Raw genomic sequence first — 16,424 nt, forward strand, 5'->3', positions numbered from 1 at the left:
TTTGTAAAAAAAGCCGTTATTTTAAAGGGACAAAAGTAAACCATTAAATCATTTTAACCTATATTCGTACTAATGAATATTAACGATTTTATATTAAACGAAATAAAGGAACTCAGTTTGAATAATACCATTGCAGAAGCGCAAAGGGTATTTGAAAACCTCCCTATTACCCACATGCCTGTTGTCAACAATGGAAAACTCGTGGGATGTTTACCAGAAAGTGATATTCAAACAATTGACGACAAAGATGGCTTACTAAAAGAATACGATTACTTATTAGACCATTTTTACACCAACGAAAAGTCTACACTGCTAGATTTAGTGACACTTTTTGCCGACAATGACACCAATCTAATTCCCGTGCTAGACAAGCACTCGAATTACGCAGGTTATTACGAATTGGGAGATATACTCGACGCTTTTGCCGACAGTCCTTTTCTCCACATCGAAAGCGACACGCTGATTATTCAAAAAAACAAAAATGAATACAGCATGAGCGAAATTTCGCAAATCATTGAAAGTAATAAATCAAAGCTCCTCGGCATGTACATCTCTGGGCAAGAGCAAGACACGCTTCAAATTACCCTAAAGATTGTAACTGACGAACTCAATGAAATTATCCAAACGTTTAGAAGGTACAACTACACCCTCATCACTCAGCACGAAGACGACACCTATCTCGAAGAATTAAAAGATAGAGCGCGTTATTTGCGCAAGTATTTAGACATGTAATTTACCCTTCATCAACTCATTCTATTAACGTGAAAAAAATAGCCATTTACGGTCAGGCCTATACGGTTACTGCTGCTACTGAAATAAAAATTCTACTCTCCGTTTTACACAAACATCAGATTGTCGTTTTTTTTGAAAAGAAATTTTACGACTTGCTTCAAGATCACGGAACCCTGGGTAAAAAATACCCAACTTATTCGCATTTTGATGAATTATCTGATTCTTTTGATGTGATGTTCACCCTAGGGGGTGACGGTACCATTTTAAGAGCGGTTACCTATATCAGGAATTTGAACATACCGATTATGGGAATCAACACAGGGCGCTTGGGCTTTTTAGCTACCGTGCAAAAAAACCAAATAGAGCCTGCTATTGAACTCTTGTTAAAAAAGGAATACACCATCCAAGAACGCAGCTTGCTACAAATAGAGACCACACCGGAAACAACGGCTTTTTCAGAAGTAAATTTTGCCCTAAATGAGGTGACCATCGCGCGTCGTAACACCACCTCGATGATTGGTATCAAAACCTATTTGGATGGGGAGTACCTCACTAACTACTGGGCCGATGGCTTAATAATCTCCACTCCTACGGGGTCAACGGGATACTCGTTGAGTTGTGGCGGACCAGTAATTTTACCCAACTCCAAGAGTTTCGTAGTTACGCCGATAGCCCCGCATAACTTAAATGCGCGTCCTATGGTTATTCCGGACACCACAAATATCGAACTCGAAGTCAGCGCTCGTGAAAAGGATTTCCTGATCACTTTGGACTCTCGAATTGCAACCGTGGAACAAGAAACGAAGATTCACATTCAAAAAGCACCTTTTACAATAAAAACCATACTTCCCAAGAATCAATCGTACCTCAAAACCTTACGAAGCAAACTTTTATGGGGAGAAGATACCAGAAATGATGCATTATAACGGGGCTTCCTTACAATAAAAATCAAATTTAAAAGTTAATCAAAAAAGACAGATTATTAACTTTTTAAAGCAAATTCAATTCGCTATATTTGCACGCTATTTTTAAAATGAAAAGACACATTTTATTCATATTATTCGCACTTTTAACCGCAAACTTAAGTGCCCAAAGCCACGAAATAGGGCTCTCTTTTGGAGGTGCTAATTTCATTGGCGATATCGGTAGGACCAATTATGTATATCCAACCGACTTTGCTGGTGGTCTTATTTACAAATACAACTTAAACCCTAGAATAGCCCTGAGAGGAAGCTACAACTACATTCCAGTATCAGGAGATGACAGTCAATCTGAAAACGCCTATCGCAAGGCAGCTGGCAGAAGTTTTAAAAATACAATTCACGAATTTGCAGCGGGAGTAGAAGTTAATTTTTACGACTACAATATCGCCGATAATAGAACCTCTTATACTCCGTACATCTTTGCAAAACTCGCAGCATTTAGCTACAAGAGTCCTGTAGAGTATTTAGGAAATAACAACGTTCGCTTAAAAAATAGCTTTTCATACGCATTACCGGTTGGTGTGGGTATCAAAGGACAACTTATAGGAGATATAGCTATTTCATTTGAAATTGGAGCGCGCTACAGTTTTACAGATGAATTAGACTACAGTACTCCAACAATCAGTGATTTAGATTTCGCTGGTAATGGAAATGATTGGTACGTATTTTCGGGTATATCATTGGTATACACCTTTGGACGTCCCCAATGTTACAGCGGTTTAACACAATAAACATATGGAAGAAAAACTACGACGCATTAATTTACACAAGAAACCGAATCATATCGCAGTTATTATGGACGGGAATGGACGCTGGGCGAAGGGTAAAGGAATGCAACGTGTTTTTGGGCATAGAAATGCCTTAACTGCAATTAGAGAAACGGCTGATACTGCCTCAGAGCTAGATATCGAATACGTAACACTCTACGCCTTTTCAACTGAAAACTGGAATCGTCCGAAACTAGAAGTAGACGCTTTAATGAGTCTGCTCGTTTCTACGCTAAAAAAAGAACTCCCTGAATTTATGAGAAAAAACGTTCGCGTTAATGCCATAGGTGACCTCAACAGTTTACCTACTAACGCGCAACGAGTACTTGCTCATGTCATTGATCAGACTAAGGATAATAGCAAAATAACCCTCACCTTTGCACTGAGTTACGGTGCCCGTGAGGAAATTGTTAATGCTATTAAAAACATATCTAAAAAAGTTGTTAATAATGAAATAGATATCGAAAAAATTAACGAGAAAATTATAAATACTCATTTATATACGTTTAATTTGCCTGACGTTGATTTAATGATACGTACAAGTGGGGAACAACGAATAAGTAATTTTCTATTATGGCAAATGGCTTATGCAGAACTCTATTTTACAGAGGTGCTATGGCCAGACTTTAGAAGAGAAGATCTTTTAGATGCTATTTTAGATTATCAAAACAGGGAAAGACGATTTGGAAAAACAAGTGAACAGATTGAAGAGACCAATGAATAGATATTCATTTTTTATTGCAGTAGTACTTACTGCATTTTTTACAGTAACAGTACAAGGACAAGAAACAGCTCAAGACAGTACCAAAACTGCAAGTGGCAAAATTTCGTATGAAAAAGGGAAGCAATATACCTTAGGAGGAATCACCGTTACAGGGCTCCAAAAATTTAGCGAACAAACCGTGCGTGTATACACCGGATTGGCAAAAGGGCAACCTATCAAACTTCCGGGAGATAAATTGACCAGTGCTATCAAAAAGTTATACGAGAGTAAACAATTTAGCGAGGTTGATGTATACTTAGCGAAACGCGACGGTAATACCGTTTACCTTCAATTTGATGTAACCGAACTCCCACAGTTGTCAGATATTACAATTACTGGTGTAAGTAAATCAAAGCGTAAAGACATCCGTAAAGAGACGGAACTTAAAAAAGGGATGATGGTTACGGACAACCTTATCGTTACTACCCGAAACTACATTAAGAAAAAATTTACGGACAAGGGATACTTGAAGACAAAAGTATCTGTAGATACTCAAAAAGATACCGCGGATATCAATACCGTTAGCATGCGTATTTTTATCGACCGCGGAAACCGAATCAAAATCAAACAAATCAACTTCGAAGGTAACGAAGCCATGTCTGATGGGAAGCTCAGAGGAGCCATGAAAAATACCAAGCGTAAGTTCTTTGGTAGATTCTGGAAATCTTCAAAATACATTATTGATGACTACAAGGAAGACTTGGAGAGCATACTCGAAATGTACAGCGAAAAAGGATATCGCGATGCCCGTATCCTCTCTGACAAAGTTACTTGGAATGACGACAATACCATTAACCTTGAAATCAAACTAGAAGAAGGACGTCAGTACCGATTTGCCGATATCTTATTTGTAGGAAACAAGAGTTATACCGACGAGCAATTACGTGCTATTTTGAGAATTGACAAGGGAGATGTTTATAACGGAAAAGTATTAAAGGAGCGTATCTCTGGTGATGGAACACCTTCTTCACAAGATATTCAAACGCTTTACCACAATAGCGGTTATTTATTTTCACAAGTAAATGCCGTTGAAACCAAGGTAAAAAACGATTCGATTACGGTTGAGGTTCGTATCCGAGAAGACGAGCAAGCGACCATCAAAAAGGTTAGTGTCGTAGGAAACTTAAAGACCAATGACCACGTTATTTATAGAGAATTACGCGTAAAACCAGGTGACTTATTTAGTCGTGCCAATATTATCCGTTCGATTCGTGAAATTGGACAGTTAGGATTTTTTGACGCCAATGTAACGCCTGACGTGAAACCAAACTATCAAGATAAAACTGCTGATATCGAATTTTCAGTAGTAGAAAAAGGAGGTAGTCAAATCGAACTCCAAGGAGGATATGGTGGAGGATCATTCATCGGAACTCTCGGACTTTCATTTAACAACTTCTCGTTTAGAAACATCTTCAATAAAGACGCTTATAAACCTTTACCTATGGGTGACGGACAAAGCTTATCATTGCGTTTACAAGCGAGTAGAACCTTTAACACGTACAGCTTTTCATTTACAGAGCCTTGGTTAGGAGGAAAAACACCACAGTCTTTATCATTTTCTGTGTACTTCTCTAATCAATACCGTTTTGATTTCAGAACAAATAACGTAAACAAAAATGAAAGCTTAAGCATCATTGGTGCACAAGTAGGACTCGGAAAGCGTTTGAGCTGGCCAGATGATTATTTCCAATTATCACAATCGATAAGTTACCAACGTATTGAACTGCAAAATTACGGGTACCGCGTTGGATCATCAAATGCTATTTTAAGCCAAGGAGACTTAAACAACCTCGCCTATTCGGTTGCTTTGACGAGAAACTCGGCAGGTCCAAGTTTGATTTTCCCAACCTACGGTTCGGAATTTACACTACGTGCTAAAGCGACGTTCCCATACTCATTGGTGAATGGAAAAGACTACACACGTCCTGCTGATCTATTACAAGGATCACCAGAAGAGCAAGCTTATTTTGCCGATAAATACAAATGGTTAGAATACTATAAAATTTCAGCAAAAGGAAAGTGGTATACAGAATTAGCTAAAAAATTAGTCCTTATGTCTAACTTCGAAATTGGATATTTAGGAACCTATAACAACGAATTAGGATTGACTCCAGTAGAAAGATACTTCGTAGGAGGAGATGGAATTGCACAAGGGCAATTAGACGGTAGAGAAACTATTGGATTAAGAGGATACGAAAACAATAGAATTTCATCTATTGACGGAGGATCTATCTACAACAAATTCCAATTAGAATTGCGTTATTCAATCACAGATAAGCCATCAGCATCGATATATACTTTAGGATTTTTAGAAGCAGGTAATTCTTATGACAATTTTAGCGATTTTAATCCGTTTAGATTAAAGCGTTCAGCTGGATTAGGAATTCGTATCTTCATGCCTGCCTTTGGATTGTTAGGTATTGACTTTGCGCACGGGTTTGATCCATTACCGGGTCTTGAAAATGCGGTGAATCCTCAGAAATCTGGATGGCAAACACATTTTATTATTGGAAGACAGTTCTAAAACCTTACATTTGTAATGTGACTGGTTTTTTGGCACGGTTTTTTCTAAACACATTATAACAAAGATGAAAAAAAACATTCTATTAGTCGTTCTTTTACTTATTGTATCTGTTGCTTCAGCGCAAAAGAGTCAGCGTACTGCTTACATTGATATGGAGTATATACTCCAAAACATTCCAGATTATATCGATGCGCAAAATGCACTCAATGCCAAGGTGGAAAAATGGAAAACTCGATTGGATAAAGAAGCGCGAGCAATAGAAGTGATGAAAACCGATTTGGCCAATGAAAAAGCCATTTTGACAAAAGATCTAATTGATGAGCGCGAAGAAGACATCAAAGTAAAGCAAGAAGCCTTGCGCAGGTTAGAGTCGTTGTACTTCGGTCCGAGAGGTGATTTGTTCAACTTGAGAAAACAGTTGATTCAGCCGATTCAAGACCAGGTATACAATTCGGTTCAGAATATAGCTAAGCGTAAAAAATACGATTTCGTATTTGATAAATCTTCCGATTTAATTATGCTGTATTCTAATAAAAAACACGATATTAGCGACCTTGTTGTAAAGATGATTAATATTGATCAGCGCCAACAAGACAAGAAAGATAAGATTGCAGCGAAAAAAGCGCTGCTAAAAGACGGTGGAAAATCTGACAAACAGTTGGAAATAGAGCGCAAAAAAGAAGAAAAGCGCCAAGAAAAACTAACGGCTCGTCAAAAGAAAGCTAAACAAATTGAAGAAAAGCGCAAAGCCCGTTTAGCAGCTCGAGCAGCCAAGAGAAAATTATTATTAGAGAAGCGCGCAGCCCTCAAAAAGGCTCAAGAAGAAAAGAAAAAACAAGAAGCTCAACAAAAAGAAGAAGAAGAAAAGAGCAAATAAATCAAGAATAAAGACAATAATTAAATCAAAACAACAGAAATGAAACATTTAAAGACGTTATTATTAGTTGCAATTTTTACAGTTGGATTGGGTGGTGTTGCGAACGCACAAAAAACTGCACATATTAACACTGATAAATTATTAGCAGAGATGCCTGCAACTAAGGCAATGAAGGCGGAGCTTGAAAAATTGAATAAAACTTACCGTGACGATATTGAAGCTATGTACAAGAAGTTAGAAGCTAAAATTAAAAAGTACGAAGCTGAAGGTAAGGGACAAACACAAGAAGTTAACCAAAAAAGAGCTATCGAAGTACAACAAGATAGATTAAAAATTTCTCAAGCTGAGCAAACTGCAGCTAAAGAAATGCAAAAGAAATACCAAGAGAAGACAATTCCAATTTTAAAGAAAGCTGAAGACGCGATCAAAGCTGTAGCTTCTGAAAAAGGAATTATCTACGTATTAGATGCGGCTCCTGGAAAAGGATTAATCGTATTTGACAAAGGTGAAGATATCTACAATGCTGTAAAAACTAAATTAGGATTCTAAGAATAGTTTCTAGATATAAATTATAAAAAACCCACTATTAATTTAGCGGGTTTTTTACTTTTGTAAGGTTATGGAACATCGACAAAACGCTATCGGTATTTTTGACTCTGGAATTGGAGGTACTTCAATTTGGAGAGAAATTCAACAACAACTACCTAACGAGCACACACTGTATTTATCAGACAGTAAAAATGCTCCTTACGGACAACGTTCTGTTGACGAAATTCTGGCACTCTCTATCAAAAACACTGAATTTTTGCTGGACCAAAATTGCAAATTGATAGTGGTTGCTTGTAATACCGCTACCACTAATGCTATCGGCTATCTCCGGGCGCATTACGACGTTCCTTTCATCGGCATAGAACCCGCCATCAAACCAGCTTCTATCGCAACAAAATCGAAGGTCGTAGGAATTTTGGCCACTCAGGGAACACTCAACAGTACACTCTTTGAAAAAACCAGTGCACAACTAGATGCAGATCTCCTCATCGTGGAACAGGTGGGTGAAGGACTCGTAAACCTCATTGAAAACGGAGCCATATCGAGCCCCGAAATGACCGCATTACTAGAGCGCTACCTGAGCCCCATGCTCAATGCAAATGCCGATTGTATCGTTTTAGGCTGTACGCATTATCCCTACCTCTACCCTCAAATAGCAGCCATAACAGGACCCGACGTACAAATTATCGATTCAGGACATGCCGTGGCACTCCAAACGAAAAAAGTGCTCACAGCTAACCAACTACTAACCGATGCTTCAGGCTTAGCCCAACATCACTTCTATACCAATAAAAATCTCGAGGTATTACGAACTATCTTAAACGATGTAACCGTTCCTATAAACATCGAACTGCGCGATTTCTAAACACCCCTAGCCTCTGTACGGATCGACGTAAAAGTGCTTAAATACTGTAGTATTCATAAAAAAAGTACCAGACATTCCCTGAAGGAATATTTAGTACTTTAAGTATCTTATTATTTGGCAACCTGTGCCTTTATAGTCGTTATTTCTGTAGGTATCCATTGGGTTTGCAAACGCAATAATACGCTTGTGTTCTCCCTTAAAAACTACCGTTAATATTAGGACATGCAGAAGCTCTAGGCTTTCGACACAAGATATCGATTCCGAGCGATAACTGATGGAAATTTCCGTTTGCAAACGTGAGATCTCCAGTTTGTTTGGTATAAGTATACGCAATCATAAACTGCTTGTAATTCACACCTACTATCGGTGTAATATATTCTGAATCTCCAAAAATTCGTCCGTCAAAACTCCTTCTAAAAGAGAGCGCAGCCCATAACTGGGTATTGCGAAATTTTTTGTACACCTTTAAATTGATATCAGCGATTTTCTCGCCAGTTTGTTCTTTAAACTGAAACATGAAAGAAGGCTCGTATTGCAGTTGCTCTTCGTCTCCAAAAAAGTACCCTGCACCGAGTATATAATTTCGCAAATTAAGAGACTCAAAATTATCGTTTAAGCTGTTCTTTGCCGACAGCAATAAATTTTTAACCGTAAAATAAGAAGAGAACCCTTGGTAGTGATACGCCATTCCAAAATCGGCATTAAAATACATACTACTTTCCACAACCTGACTTACCGCTGGATCGTTAAAAAAGGTACGTTGGTCTACCTGATTTTGAACCACACTCATCGACAATCCGAAAGATAGCTGATTAAAAAAGCTTTCATTCCCCATATCTAAATGATAGGCATAGGTACCTTGTACAGCCTTTTGCGAGTGATATCCGTTTTTATCATTGTACAACACAAATCCATACCCTGCTTTGGAATAATCACTTACTTTTGCGTGAAAACTCAAGGTTTGTAATTGCGGGGCATTCGGAATTCCTACCCACTGTTGACGTGCCGTTAATCGCACCTTTCCACACTCGCCAATACCTGCCGCAGCTGGGTGGATTAAAAAAACATTATCCGATAAATAATCGAAATAAATAGGTAGCGTTTCTTGAGCTTTGGCAGTATAGCCCATCAAAACGAATAGTAATAGTAAGGGTGTTACATTAAGTTTCATAAATTATGCAATAGGACTCCAAATATAAACAACCCGAACTAAATAAATGTTAATTTTTGTAAAAAGGACGTCTTTTTTCCTTATTTTTAGTAGTTTGAGCGGTATTCTGATGGTGTTACATTTTTCAATTCTTTAAACTTTCTATTAAAATTTGAGATATTTTTAAATCCAGATTTTTCAGATATTTCCGTAATTAAAAATTCCTTATTCTGTAATAATTTACACGCACGTTCCACGCGAATCTCATTCAAAAAGGTAAAATAAGTCTTATTCGTTCGCTGCTTAAAATAGCGACAAAAGGCATTGGGAGTCATGTTAGCAACTTCTGCCACCTCCTCGAGGTCTATTTTTTGCTCGTAGTTATTTAACGTATAATCCATTACCTTCCCCATGCGTTTCCCTTCATTATCCGTATACTTCTTATTGTACAGAAAAGTAGAGAGGCGCTGAATATCCGAACGTAATAATTCCTTTATTATTTTCATAAAATAAATAAAACGCTCAAAATCATCACTATCGCGCAAGCTATCAAAGTAACCAACGAGTAGGTCTTTATTAGAAATCACCTTAAAACTGGTTTTGGCTACATCAAAAAACGGTCGAATTTCCTTCACGTCTTCCAATTCAAAAAAATGATCACCAAAAGACTCCTTTGTAAAAAACAACGAAATCATAAATGACTCTTTCACCACGGATACATCACTCTTAAATACGTGTGGTTGGTTTCCTCCGATAACTAAAATATCGCGCTCCCGGTATTCATTCACCATATCTCCCACCAAAATAGCACCTTCCCCCCGCACCACATAACAAATTTGAATTTCATCGTGCTGATGTAACTTGTCGTAAAAATAAGGACCTTTATCCTCTTGATAAATGAGACCTATGTTCTTTGATTTCGGAATTTTAAAGGGTAATACTTTCATAATGGGTTTTTCTCAAATTTATTAAATATACACCTATTAACCATAAATTAACACAAAAGATGCTAATATAGTATTAGTTATGGATAAAAAGCCTGGTAAATACATCTATAAATGCCTCTAACTTTGTAAAAAAAATCAATCACAATGAGCATACAATGGAAAGGGGTTATGCCCGCCGTGACTACCAAGTTCACAGATCAAGACACTTTAGACCTCGCTATGTTTGAGGTAAACATCCAAGCACAGTTGGCAGCTGGAGTACATGGAATTATTTTAGGTGGAACCTTGGGAGAAGCTTCTACTTTAACCGATGAAGAAAAAAGTACCTTAGTCAAAGAAGCCGTGCGCATCGTTGACGGTCGTGTGCCCGTAATTATCAATATTGCAGAACAAACCACCAAAGGAGCTATTGCCGCTGCTAAAAAAGCAAAAGAAGACGGCGCTGCTGGGTTAATGATGTTACCACCGATGCGTTATAAAGCGGACGCTCGTGAAACTGTCGAATTTTTTACGCAAACTGCGAATGCTACAGATTTACCTATCATGGTGTACAACAATCCTGTAGATTACGGTATTGAAGTTACCTTAGACATGTTTGAAACACTGCTTCGCAACTGTCCAAACATTCAAGCAGTAAAAGAATCGACACGTGATATTTCAAATATTACACGTATCAAAAACAGGTTTGGTGATCGCTTAGCCATTTTAAGTGGTGTAGATACCCTAGCTCTTGAAAGTTTAGTACTTGGTGCTGACGGATGGGTAGCAGGACTTGTTTGTGCTTTTCCAGCAGAAACCGTAGCCATTTACGAATTGGTAAAAGCCAATAGAATTGACGAAGCCGTGGCTATCTATCGCTGGTTTTTACCGTTGTTAGAATTAGATATTAATGCTAAATTAGTACAAAATATTAAGCTTGCAGAAGTAGCGACAGGATTAGGTACGGAAACGGTAAGAGCTCCGAGATTACCATTAATAGGTGCAGAACGCGAAGAAGTTTTGGCCATTATTACCGAAGGAGTTGCCAACCGACCAACACTTCCTGATTACAAAAATGCAAGTGTAACTGTTTAACCCATTGCTTATACCAATTATATGATTTCAAAGACCATCACCTTGACAGGGCACAACTATATCGGTACTACCCCTTCAGCAGAAGGGAGTACTACTTTTCAAACGTTTAATCCACAAACCAATAGCAACAATCCTACTGTTTTCCACGAAGCTTCTTCAGAAGAAATCAACCGCGCCGTAGCTTTGGCAAGCAGCGCTTTTGAACAATTCAAAACCATTGACGGAGCTCGAAAAGCGGCTTTTTTAAGAGCTATCGCTGAGGAAATTATGAATCTAGGAGATGATTTAATTGATACCTATTGTTCGGAAACAGGCTTGCCTGAAGGTCGAGCCAAAGGCGAACGAGGACGCACAGTTTTTCAATTACAGTCTTTTGCTGATTTGGTTGCGGAAGGAGCTTGGGTAGAAGCTACGATCGATACGGCTATTCCGGATAGGACTCCAGCACCTAAACCCGATTTGAGAAGAATGAATGTCCCTATTGGTCCGGTTGTGGTCTTTGGAGCCAGTAATTTCCCACTCGCCTATTCTACAGCTGGTGGAGATACTGCCGCTGCATTAGCTGCAGGTTGTCCTGTGATCGTAAAATCGCATCCGATGCACGCCGGAACTGGTGAGTTGGTAGCCTCAGCAATTAGCAAAGCTGCACAACGTACGGAAATGCCTGAGGGAGTGTTTTCGAATCTCAATTCCAGCGGTATTGAAGTTGGACAGCAATTGGTACAACATGCACAGGTAAAGGCCGTTGGATTTACCGGAAGTATCAAAGGTGGTAGAGCACTGCTTGATTTAGCAGCCAAACGACCAGAACCTATTCCAGTTTTCGCGGAAATGGGAAGTATTAACCCGGTAATTTTACTCCCTGATGCCCTGAAAACAAGAGGTATTGAACTCGCAAAAACCTATGCTAATTCTATTACGCTCGGAACGGGACAATTTTGTACAAATCCAGGACTTTTATTGGCAATAGAGGATCCGAGTTTAGATGCCTTTATCAATACCTTGGCTAGTGAGCTTTTAGAAATAGCTCCGAGTTGCATGCTGCACCCGAACATAAAAAAAGCTTACGATACCAACAAAGAACGACTCACAAGTCAATCAGAAGTTACGGTAATTGCGGAGTACACTGAATCTTTACAAACGAACTACGCAGGGCAGGTAATTTCAAAAGTTACTGGAAGTCAATTCATCGCAAATCCTACGCTACATCACGAGGTATTTGGACCGAGTTCTCTAATTGTTGTTTGTAAAGATAAACAAGAACTTGAAAGTGTGGTTGCTAACCTAGAAGGTCAACTCACAGGAACAATTTTAGGAAATAATTTAGAAATAAATGAGTATAATTATTTACTTTCGCTCTTAAGTAATAAGGTGGGACGTATCATTTTTAACGGCGTTCCAACGGGGGTAGAAGTGTGTCCGTCTATGGTACACGGAGGTCCCTATCCTTCTTCAACAGATGCGAGATTTTCAGCTGTTGGAACAAGTTCTATAAAACGATGGGTAAGACCATTTAGCTATCAAAATTGGCCAAATGAGTTGTTACCGATTGAATTAAAAAATGAAAATTCATTAGGTATATTACGTTTAGTTAATAATGTATTAACAAACGATCATATATAAATTACTGACCTATGCCTCTCCTGAAAGGAAAAGTTTAGAAGGGTGTTTTTCCTTAAGGGAGGTTAGGTTGGAGTAAAAAAATATACCATGAGAAAAACATTTTTTTGTGTCGATGCACATACCTGTGGAAATCCAGTTCGAGTGGTAGCAGGTGGAGGCCCTAACTTACAAGGGGCGACAATGAGCGAAAAACGCCAGCATTTTTTAAAAGAGTACGATTGGATTCGAAAAGGATTAATGTTCGAACCCAGAGGTCACGATATGATGAGTGGTGCCATCCTATACCCTCCTCACAATCCCAATAACGATGTAGCTATATTATTTATTGAAACTTCCGGTTGTCTACCGATGTGTGGACACGGAACTATCGGAACTATTACCATCGCTATTGAAGAAGGGTTGATACAACCCAAAACCCCCGGTAAAGTGCTGATGGAAGCACCGGCAGGATTGGTTGCTATCGAATACCAACAAACCGGTACCAAAGTAGACTGGGTTCGCCTCACCAATGTAAAAAGTTATTTGGCTGCTGAAAATTTGAGTATTGACTGCCCTGAATTGGGCGAATTAACATTTGATGTAGCGTATGGTGGAAACTACTACGCTATTGTGGATCCGCAAAAAAACTTTAGCGGCATCCAAGATTTTACAGCCTCAAAAATAATTCAATATTCTCAAGAAGTTCGCAAGCGAATCAATGAGAAGTATCCTAATCAGTTTATTCATCCGGAAAACGATACGATCCGCGACGTGTCGCACATGCTTTGGACAGGAACACCAATTAACCCTGCATCCAGCGGTCGAAACGCCGTTTTCTATGGTGACAAGGCCATCGATCGCAGTCCCTGTGGAACAGGTACTTCTGCAAGAATGGCTCAATTATACGCCAAGGGAGCTCTCAAAAAAGGAGAAGAATTTGTCCATGAAAGTTTTATTGGGAGTACCTTTATTGGACGTATAGAAGACGAAGTAACCCTTGCGGGTAAAAAAGCCATTATCCCCAGTATTCAAGGCTGGGCAAAAGTATACGGTTACAATAATATCGTCATTGATGACGAAGACGATCCGTATGCACTAGGATTTCAAGTGATTTAACCTATGAGTAAAAAAATTATCATTATTGGAGGAGGTATCATTGGGTTGAGTACCGCCTATTACCTACATAAAGAAGGTCACGAAGTGAGTATCGTTGATCAATCGAATGGTAACAGCGGAGCCTCGTATGTCAATGCAGGGATCATCACCCCGAGCCATATTATTTCGTTGGCTGCCCCAGGTATGATTAACAAAGGAATAAAATGGATGCTCAGTAGTACGAGCCCTTTTGCTATAAAGCCTCGATTTGACATCGATTTTTTCAAATGGACCTGGCTGTTTAAAAAAGCTGCCACCCATCAAAAGGTTACACAGTCGATTCCGATTATTAAAGACATCAATGTTTTTAGTAAAGAATTGTATCAAGAACTCAAAACTACCGCTGATTTTGATTTTCACTTTCAGCCCAAAGGGCTCATGATGTATTATCAAACAGACAAAGCAGGTGAAGAGGAATGGAGTGTTGGACAACGCGCCATCCAAGAAGGTTTGCGCGTGGAGTTGTTAGATAGCAAAGGAATTCAACAGTACGAACCTGAGGTTGATGTGAATGCTAAAGGAGCGGTATACTACCATTCCGATGCTCATATGACTCCTTGTGAATACATGAAACAACTGAAAACCTATTTGAGTGCACAGGGTGTTAAAATATTTACCCAAGAAGCCGTTAATGACTTCAAGTATACGGGTAAAAAAATCACTGGAATCTCAACGGACACCCAAGAATTACACGCCGATGAATTTGTTTTGGCTGCCGGCTCATGGACACCTTTATTAGCCAAAAAACTCGGTATTAACCTTCCTGTTCAAGCGGGTAAAGGATATCGAATAAATGCCACTCAGAAAACGGGCATACAAATCCCAGCTATTTTAATGGAAGCCAAAGTCGCTGTGACTCCTATGCATGGATTCACCCGATTTGCCGGTACCATGGAAATTGGAGGAATTAACGATACCATTTCAACAAAGCGCGTGCAAACCATAGCCAGCGCAGCTTCGAAGTATTACAACGGACTACAACTAGAACAATCAGCAGTTGACAGTGCTGCCTGTGGCCTACGCTCGTGTTCACCAGATGGTCTTCCGTATATAGGAACAACTAAAGACTTTGACAACCTACATGTCGGTACTGGTCATGCCATGATGGGCTGGAGCCTAGGCCCCGCTACCGGGAAACTCCTTTCAGAAATCATCTCTGAAAAAAGTAGTAGCTTGGATCTCAAACCATTTTCACCTGATCGTTACAACTAAAAAAAAACCACTGAATATTTCAGTGGTTTTTTTTGATCTTAAAACGGGACTACCAGGTAAATCCGTAACTGATGCTCAATGCAAATTGATTGCTAGTTGTACTAAATTTTGCCCTAGTATCAGCAGCAGCGGTGCGGTGTAGCACTTCTCCTTCAAGCTGTGCATCATTTGCGGAATAATAGTACTTTAATCCGAAAACGAGCACATTTCCACTTTGTAAATGTTTGACTAGGTTTACTTCTGGTACGATGTACACATTCCCAGCATTCTTAGTTATAAAGCGACTGGTTACCTGATCGTCAGCGTTACCGGCCTCAGCGGTTGCAGCATCTTTGTGTACAAAACTCAATGCAGCCCCCAGTCCTAAATTCAACTCAAATTGCTTTGGTAGGCGCAACACATAAGCCGCTCCTAGTAAGGCCGTATGGGTTAAAAATGTATTCGACACCGTTAATTCCTTTCTCGAAATACTCGCCGAAAAATCCGTTTGGTTATAGCCTATTTTATACCCTAAACGAACATCGATGTACGCTACTGGTTTAAAATTAAGAGAAGCAACCAAACCATGGCCGAAACTCGTTTGCATACTAGCATTGGTAAATACCGAACTTCGCTCTAACAAATCGGCCTCTAACAGTCCAAACTCATACCCCATTCGCAATTGGAATTGATTGTTTTCTTTGTTTTCCTGTCCGTAAACTACAGTGCTAAAAAAACACCCTAGCAACATCAAATACTTCAATGCATTCATATTATTGTTTTTTTAGATTAATAGAAGTTATATCGGAACCTGTGGAACAAAAATCAGAACTCACCCAGGCACCTTTCATGGCGTTTTTAGCATCGTTGATATTCAAGACATAAGTATTTTTCGTACAGTAGTTTCCACAACCAGGCTTGGGTCCGTTTTCTTCGTATTTTCCGTTGGTCTTAACCGTTAATGTTGAACCGTCTAAATTGAACAACAGCTTAAACTTTGCATAGTACTGTTGATCTGGAATATTCGCTAATCGAAGCTCTCCTTCAATGGTGTTTCCGCGGTGCTTGCTAATTGTTAGGGTGTAACGATAGTCGTCCGAGCAACAAACAGAACAGGTCATGGGACCATCCCAAACCCCCACTAAAAAACTACTCGTGTTCTCCTCATCTCCGTAACTAATGTCTACAGACTTCGAACAAGACAGGGTAATTAGCAGTATTAAGTATAAAAATCTTTTCATAAGA

Annotated in this window: 16 protein-coding genes; 12 read left to right on the forward strand and 4 right to left on the reverse strand. The window is 39.1% G+C overall.

Annotated features, from left to right (window positions below; all coding sequences use genetic code 11):
* The first annotated feature begins 72 nt into the window (after positions 1-72).
* The 8 genes from ACXAG7_RS17990 (at position 73) to murI (ending at position 8,060) form a co-directional block, all read left to right on the forward strand.
* Complete coding sequence (locus tag ACXAG7_RS17990) at positions 73-732, forward strand: CBS domain-containing protein (protein ID WP_408042617.1); 660 nt, start codon at positions 73-75, stop codon at positions 730-732.
* Between the two features lie 29 nt (positions 733-761).
* On the forward strand, positions 762-1,658 hold the full coding sequence (locus ACXAG7_RS17995; RefSeq protein WP_476667693.1) for an NAD kinase: 897 nt from the start codon (positions 762-764) through the stop codon (positions 1,656-1,658).
* 107 nt (positions 1,659-1,765) lie between these two features.
* Complete coding sequence (gene porG / locus ACXAG7_RS18000) at positions 1,766-2,446, forward strand: type IX secretion system protein PorG (protein ID WP_408042615.1); 681 nt, start codon at positions 1,766-1,768, stop codon at positions 2,444-2,446.
* 4 nt (positions 2,447-2,450) lie between these two features.
* Positions 2,451-3,206 carry an isoprenyl transferase gene (locus tag ACXAG7_RS18005; protein ID WP_476667694.1) on the forward strand — a complete coding sequence of 252 codons (756 nt, stop codon included), beginning with the start codon at positions 2,451-2,453 and terminating at the stop codon, positions 3,204-3,206.
* Entirely contained in the window at positions 3,199-5,769 is a 2,571-nt protein-coding gene (bamA, locus tag ACXAG7_RS18010) for an outer membrane protein assembly factor BamA (protein WP_408042613.1), read from the forward strand. Before ACXAG7_RS18005 ends, bamA begins: the two co-directional genes overlap by 8 nt.
* 64 nt (positions 5,770-5,833) lie before the next feature.
* Positions 5,834-6,646: an OmpH/Skp family outer membrane protein gene (locus tag ACXAG7_RS18015; protein WP_408042612.1), complete on the forward strand. Its 813-nt coding sequence runs from the start codon at positions 5,834-5,836 to the stop codon at positions 6,644-6,646.
* Between the two features lie 39 nt (positions 6,647-6,685).
* Positions 6,686-7,195, forward strand: a complete 510-nt coding sequence (locus ACXAG7_RS18020; RefSeq protein ID WP_476667695.1) for an OmpH/Skp family outer membrane protein — start codon at positions 6,686-6,688, stop codon at positions 7,193-7,195.
* Positions 7,196-7,265: 70 nt separating this feature from the next.
* Positions 7,266-8,060 (forward strand): glutamate racemase, encoded by a 795-nt coding sequence (gene murI, locus ACXAG7_RS18025; protein WP_476667696.1) that lies wholly within the window; start codon positions 7,266-7,268, stop codon positions 8,058-8,060.
* A gap of 196 nt (positions 8,061-8,256) precedes the next feature.
* On the opposite strand, the gene ACXAG7_RS18030 is transcribed toward murI, so the two are convergent.
* Positions 8,257-9,231: a PorP/SprF family type IX secretion system membrane protein gene (locus tag ACXAG7_RS18030; RefSeq protein ID WP_408042609.1), complete on the reverse strand. Its 975-nt coding sequence runs from the start codon at positions 9,229-9,231 to the stop codon at positions 8,257-8,259.
* An 86-nt stretch (positions 9,232-9,317) separates the two neighbouring features.
* A complete protein-coding gene (locus tag ACXAG7_RS18035; protein ID WP_408042608.1) occupies positions 9,318-10,157 on the reverse strand; it encodes an AraC family transcriptional regulator in 840 nt (279 codons plus the stop codon).
* A gap of 144 nt (positions 10,158-10,301) precedes the next feature.
* On the opposite strand from ACXAG7_RS18035, the gene ACXAG7_RS18040 reads away from it, so the two are divergent.
* The 4 genes from ACXAG7_RS18040 to ACXAG7_RS18055 all read left to right on the forward strand — a co-directional run bounded on the left by ACXAG7_RS18040 (position 10,302) and on the right by ACXAG7_RS18055 (position 15,200).
* Positions 10,302-11,231: a dihydrodipicolinate synthase family protein gene (locus ACXAG7_RS18040; RefSeq protein WP_408042607.1), complete on the forward strand. Its 930-nt coding sequence runs from the start codon at positions 10,302-10,304 to the stop codon at positions 11,229-11,231.
* A gap of 21 nt (positions 11,232-11,252) precedes the next feature.
* Entirely contained in the window at positions 11,253-12,854 is a 1,602-nt protein-coding gene (locus ACXAG7_RS18045; protein ID WP_476667697.1) for an aldehyde dehydrogenase (NADP(+)), read from the forward strand.
* An 87-nt stretch (positions 12,855-12,941) separates the two neighbouring features.
* On the forward strand, positions 12,942-13,949 hold the full coding sequence (locus ACXAG7_RS18050; RefSeq protein WP_476667698.1) for a 4-hydroxyproline epimerase: 1,008 nt from the start codon (positions 12,942-12,944) through the stop codon (positions 13,947-13,949).
* A 3-nt stretch (positions 13,950-13,952) separates the two neighbouring features.
* Positions 13,953-15,200: an NAD(P)/FAD-dependent oxidoreductase gene (locus tag ACXAG7_RS18055; RefSeq protein WP_476667699.1), complete on the forward strand. Its 1,248-nt coding sequence runs from the start codon at positions 13,953-13,955 to the stop codon at positions 15,198-15,200.
* A 49-nt stretch (positions 15,201-15,249) separates the two neighbouring features.
* Here ACXAG7_RS18055 and ACXAG7_RS18060 read toward each other — a convergent pair whose 3' ends face one another.
* Together ACXAG7_RS18060 and ACXAG7_RS18065 are read right to left on the reverse strand one after the other, a co-directional pair.
* Entirely contained in the window at positions 15,250-15,951 is a 702-nt protein-coding gene (locus ACXAG7_RS18060; RefSeq protein WP_476667700.1) for a hypothetical protein, read from the reverse strand.
* Between the two features lies 1 nt (position 15,952).
* Complete coding sequence (locus ACXAG7_RS18065; protein WP_476667701.1) at positions 15,953-16,420, reverse strand: hypothetical protein; 468 nt, start codon at positions 16,418-16,420, stop codon at positions 15,953-15,955.
* Positions 16,421-16,424 lie beyond the last annotated feature (4 nt).

Source organism: Tenacibaculum sp. AWR4_210, assembly GCF_056160945.1.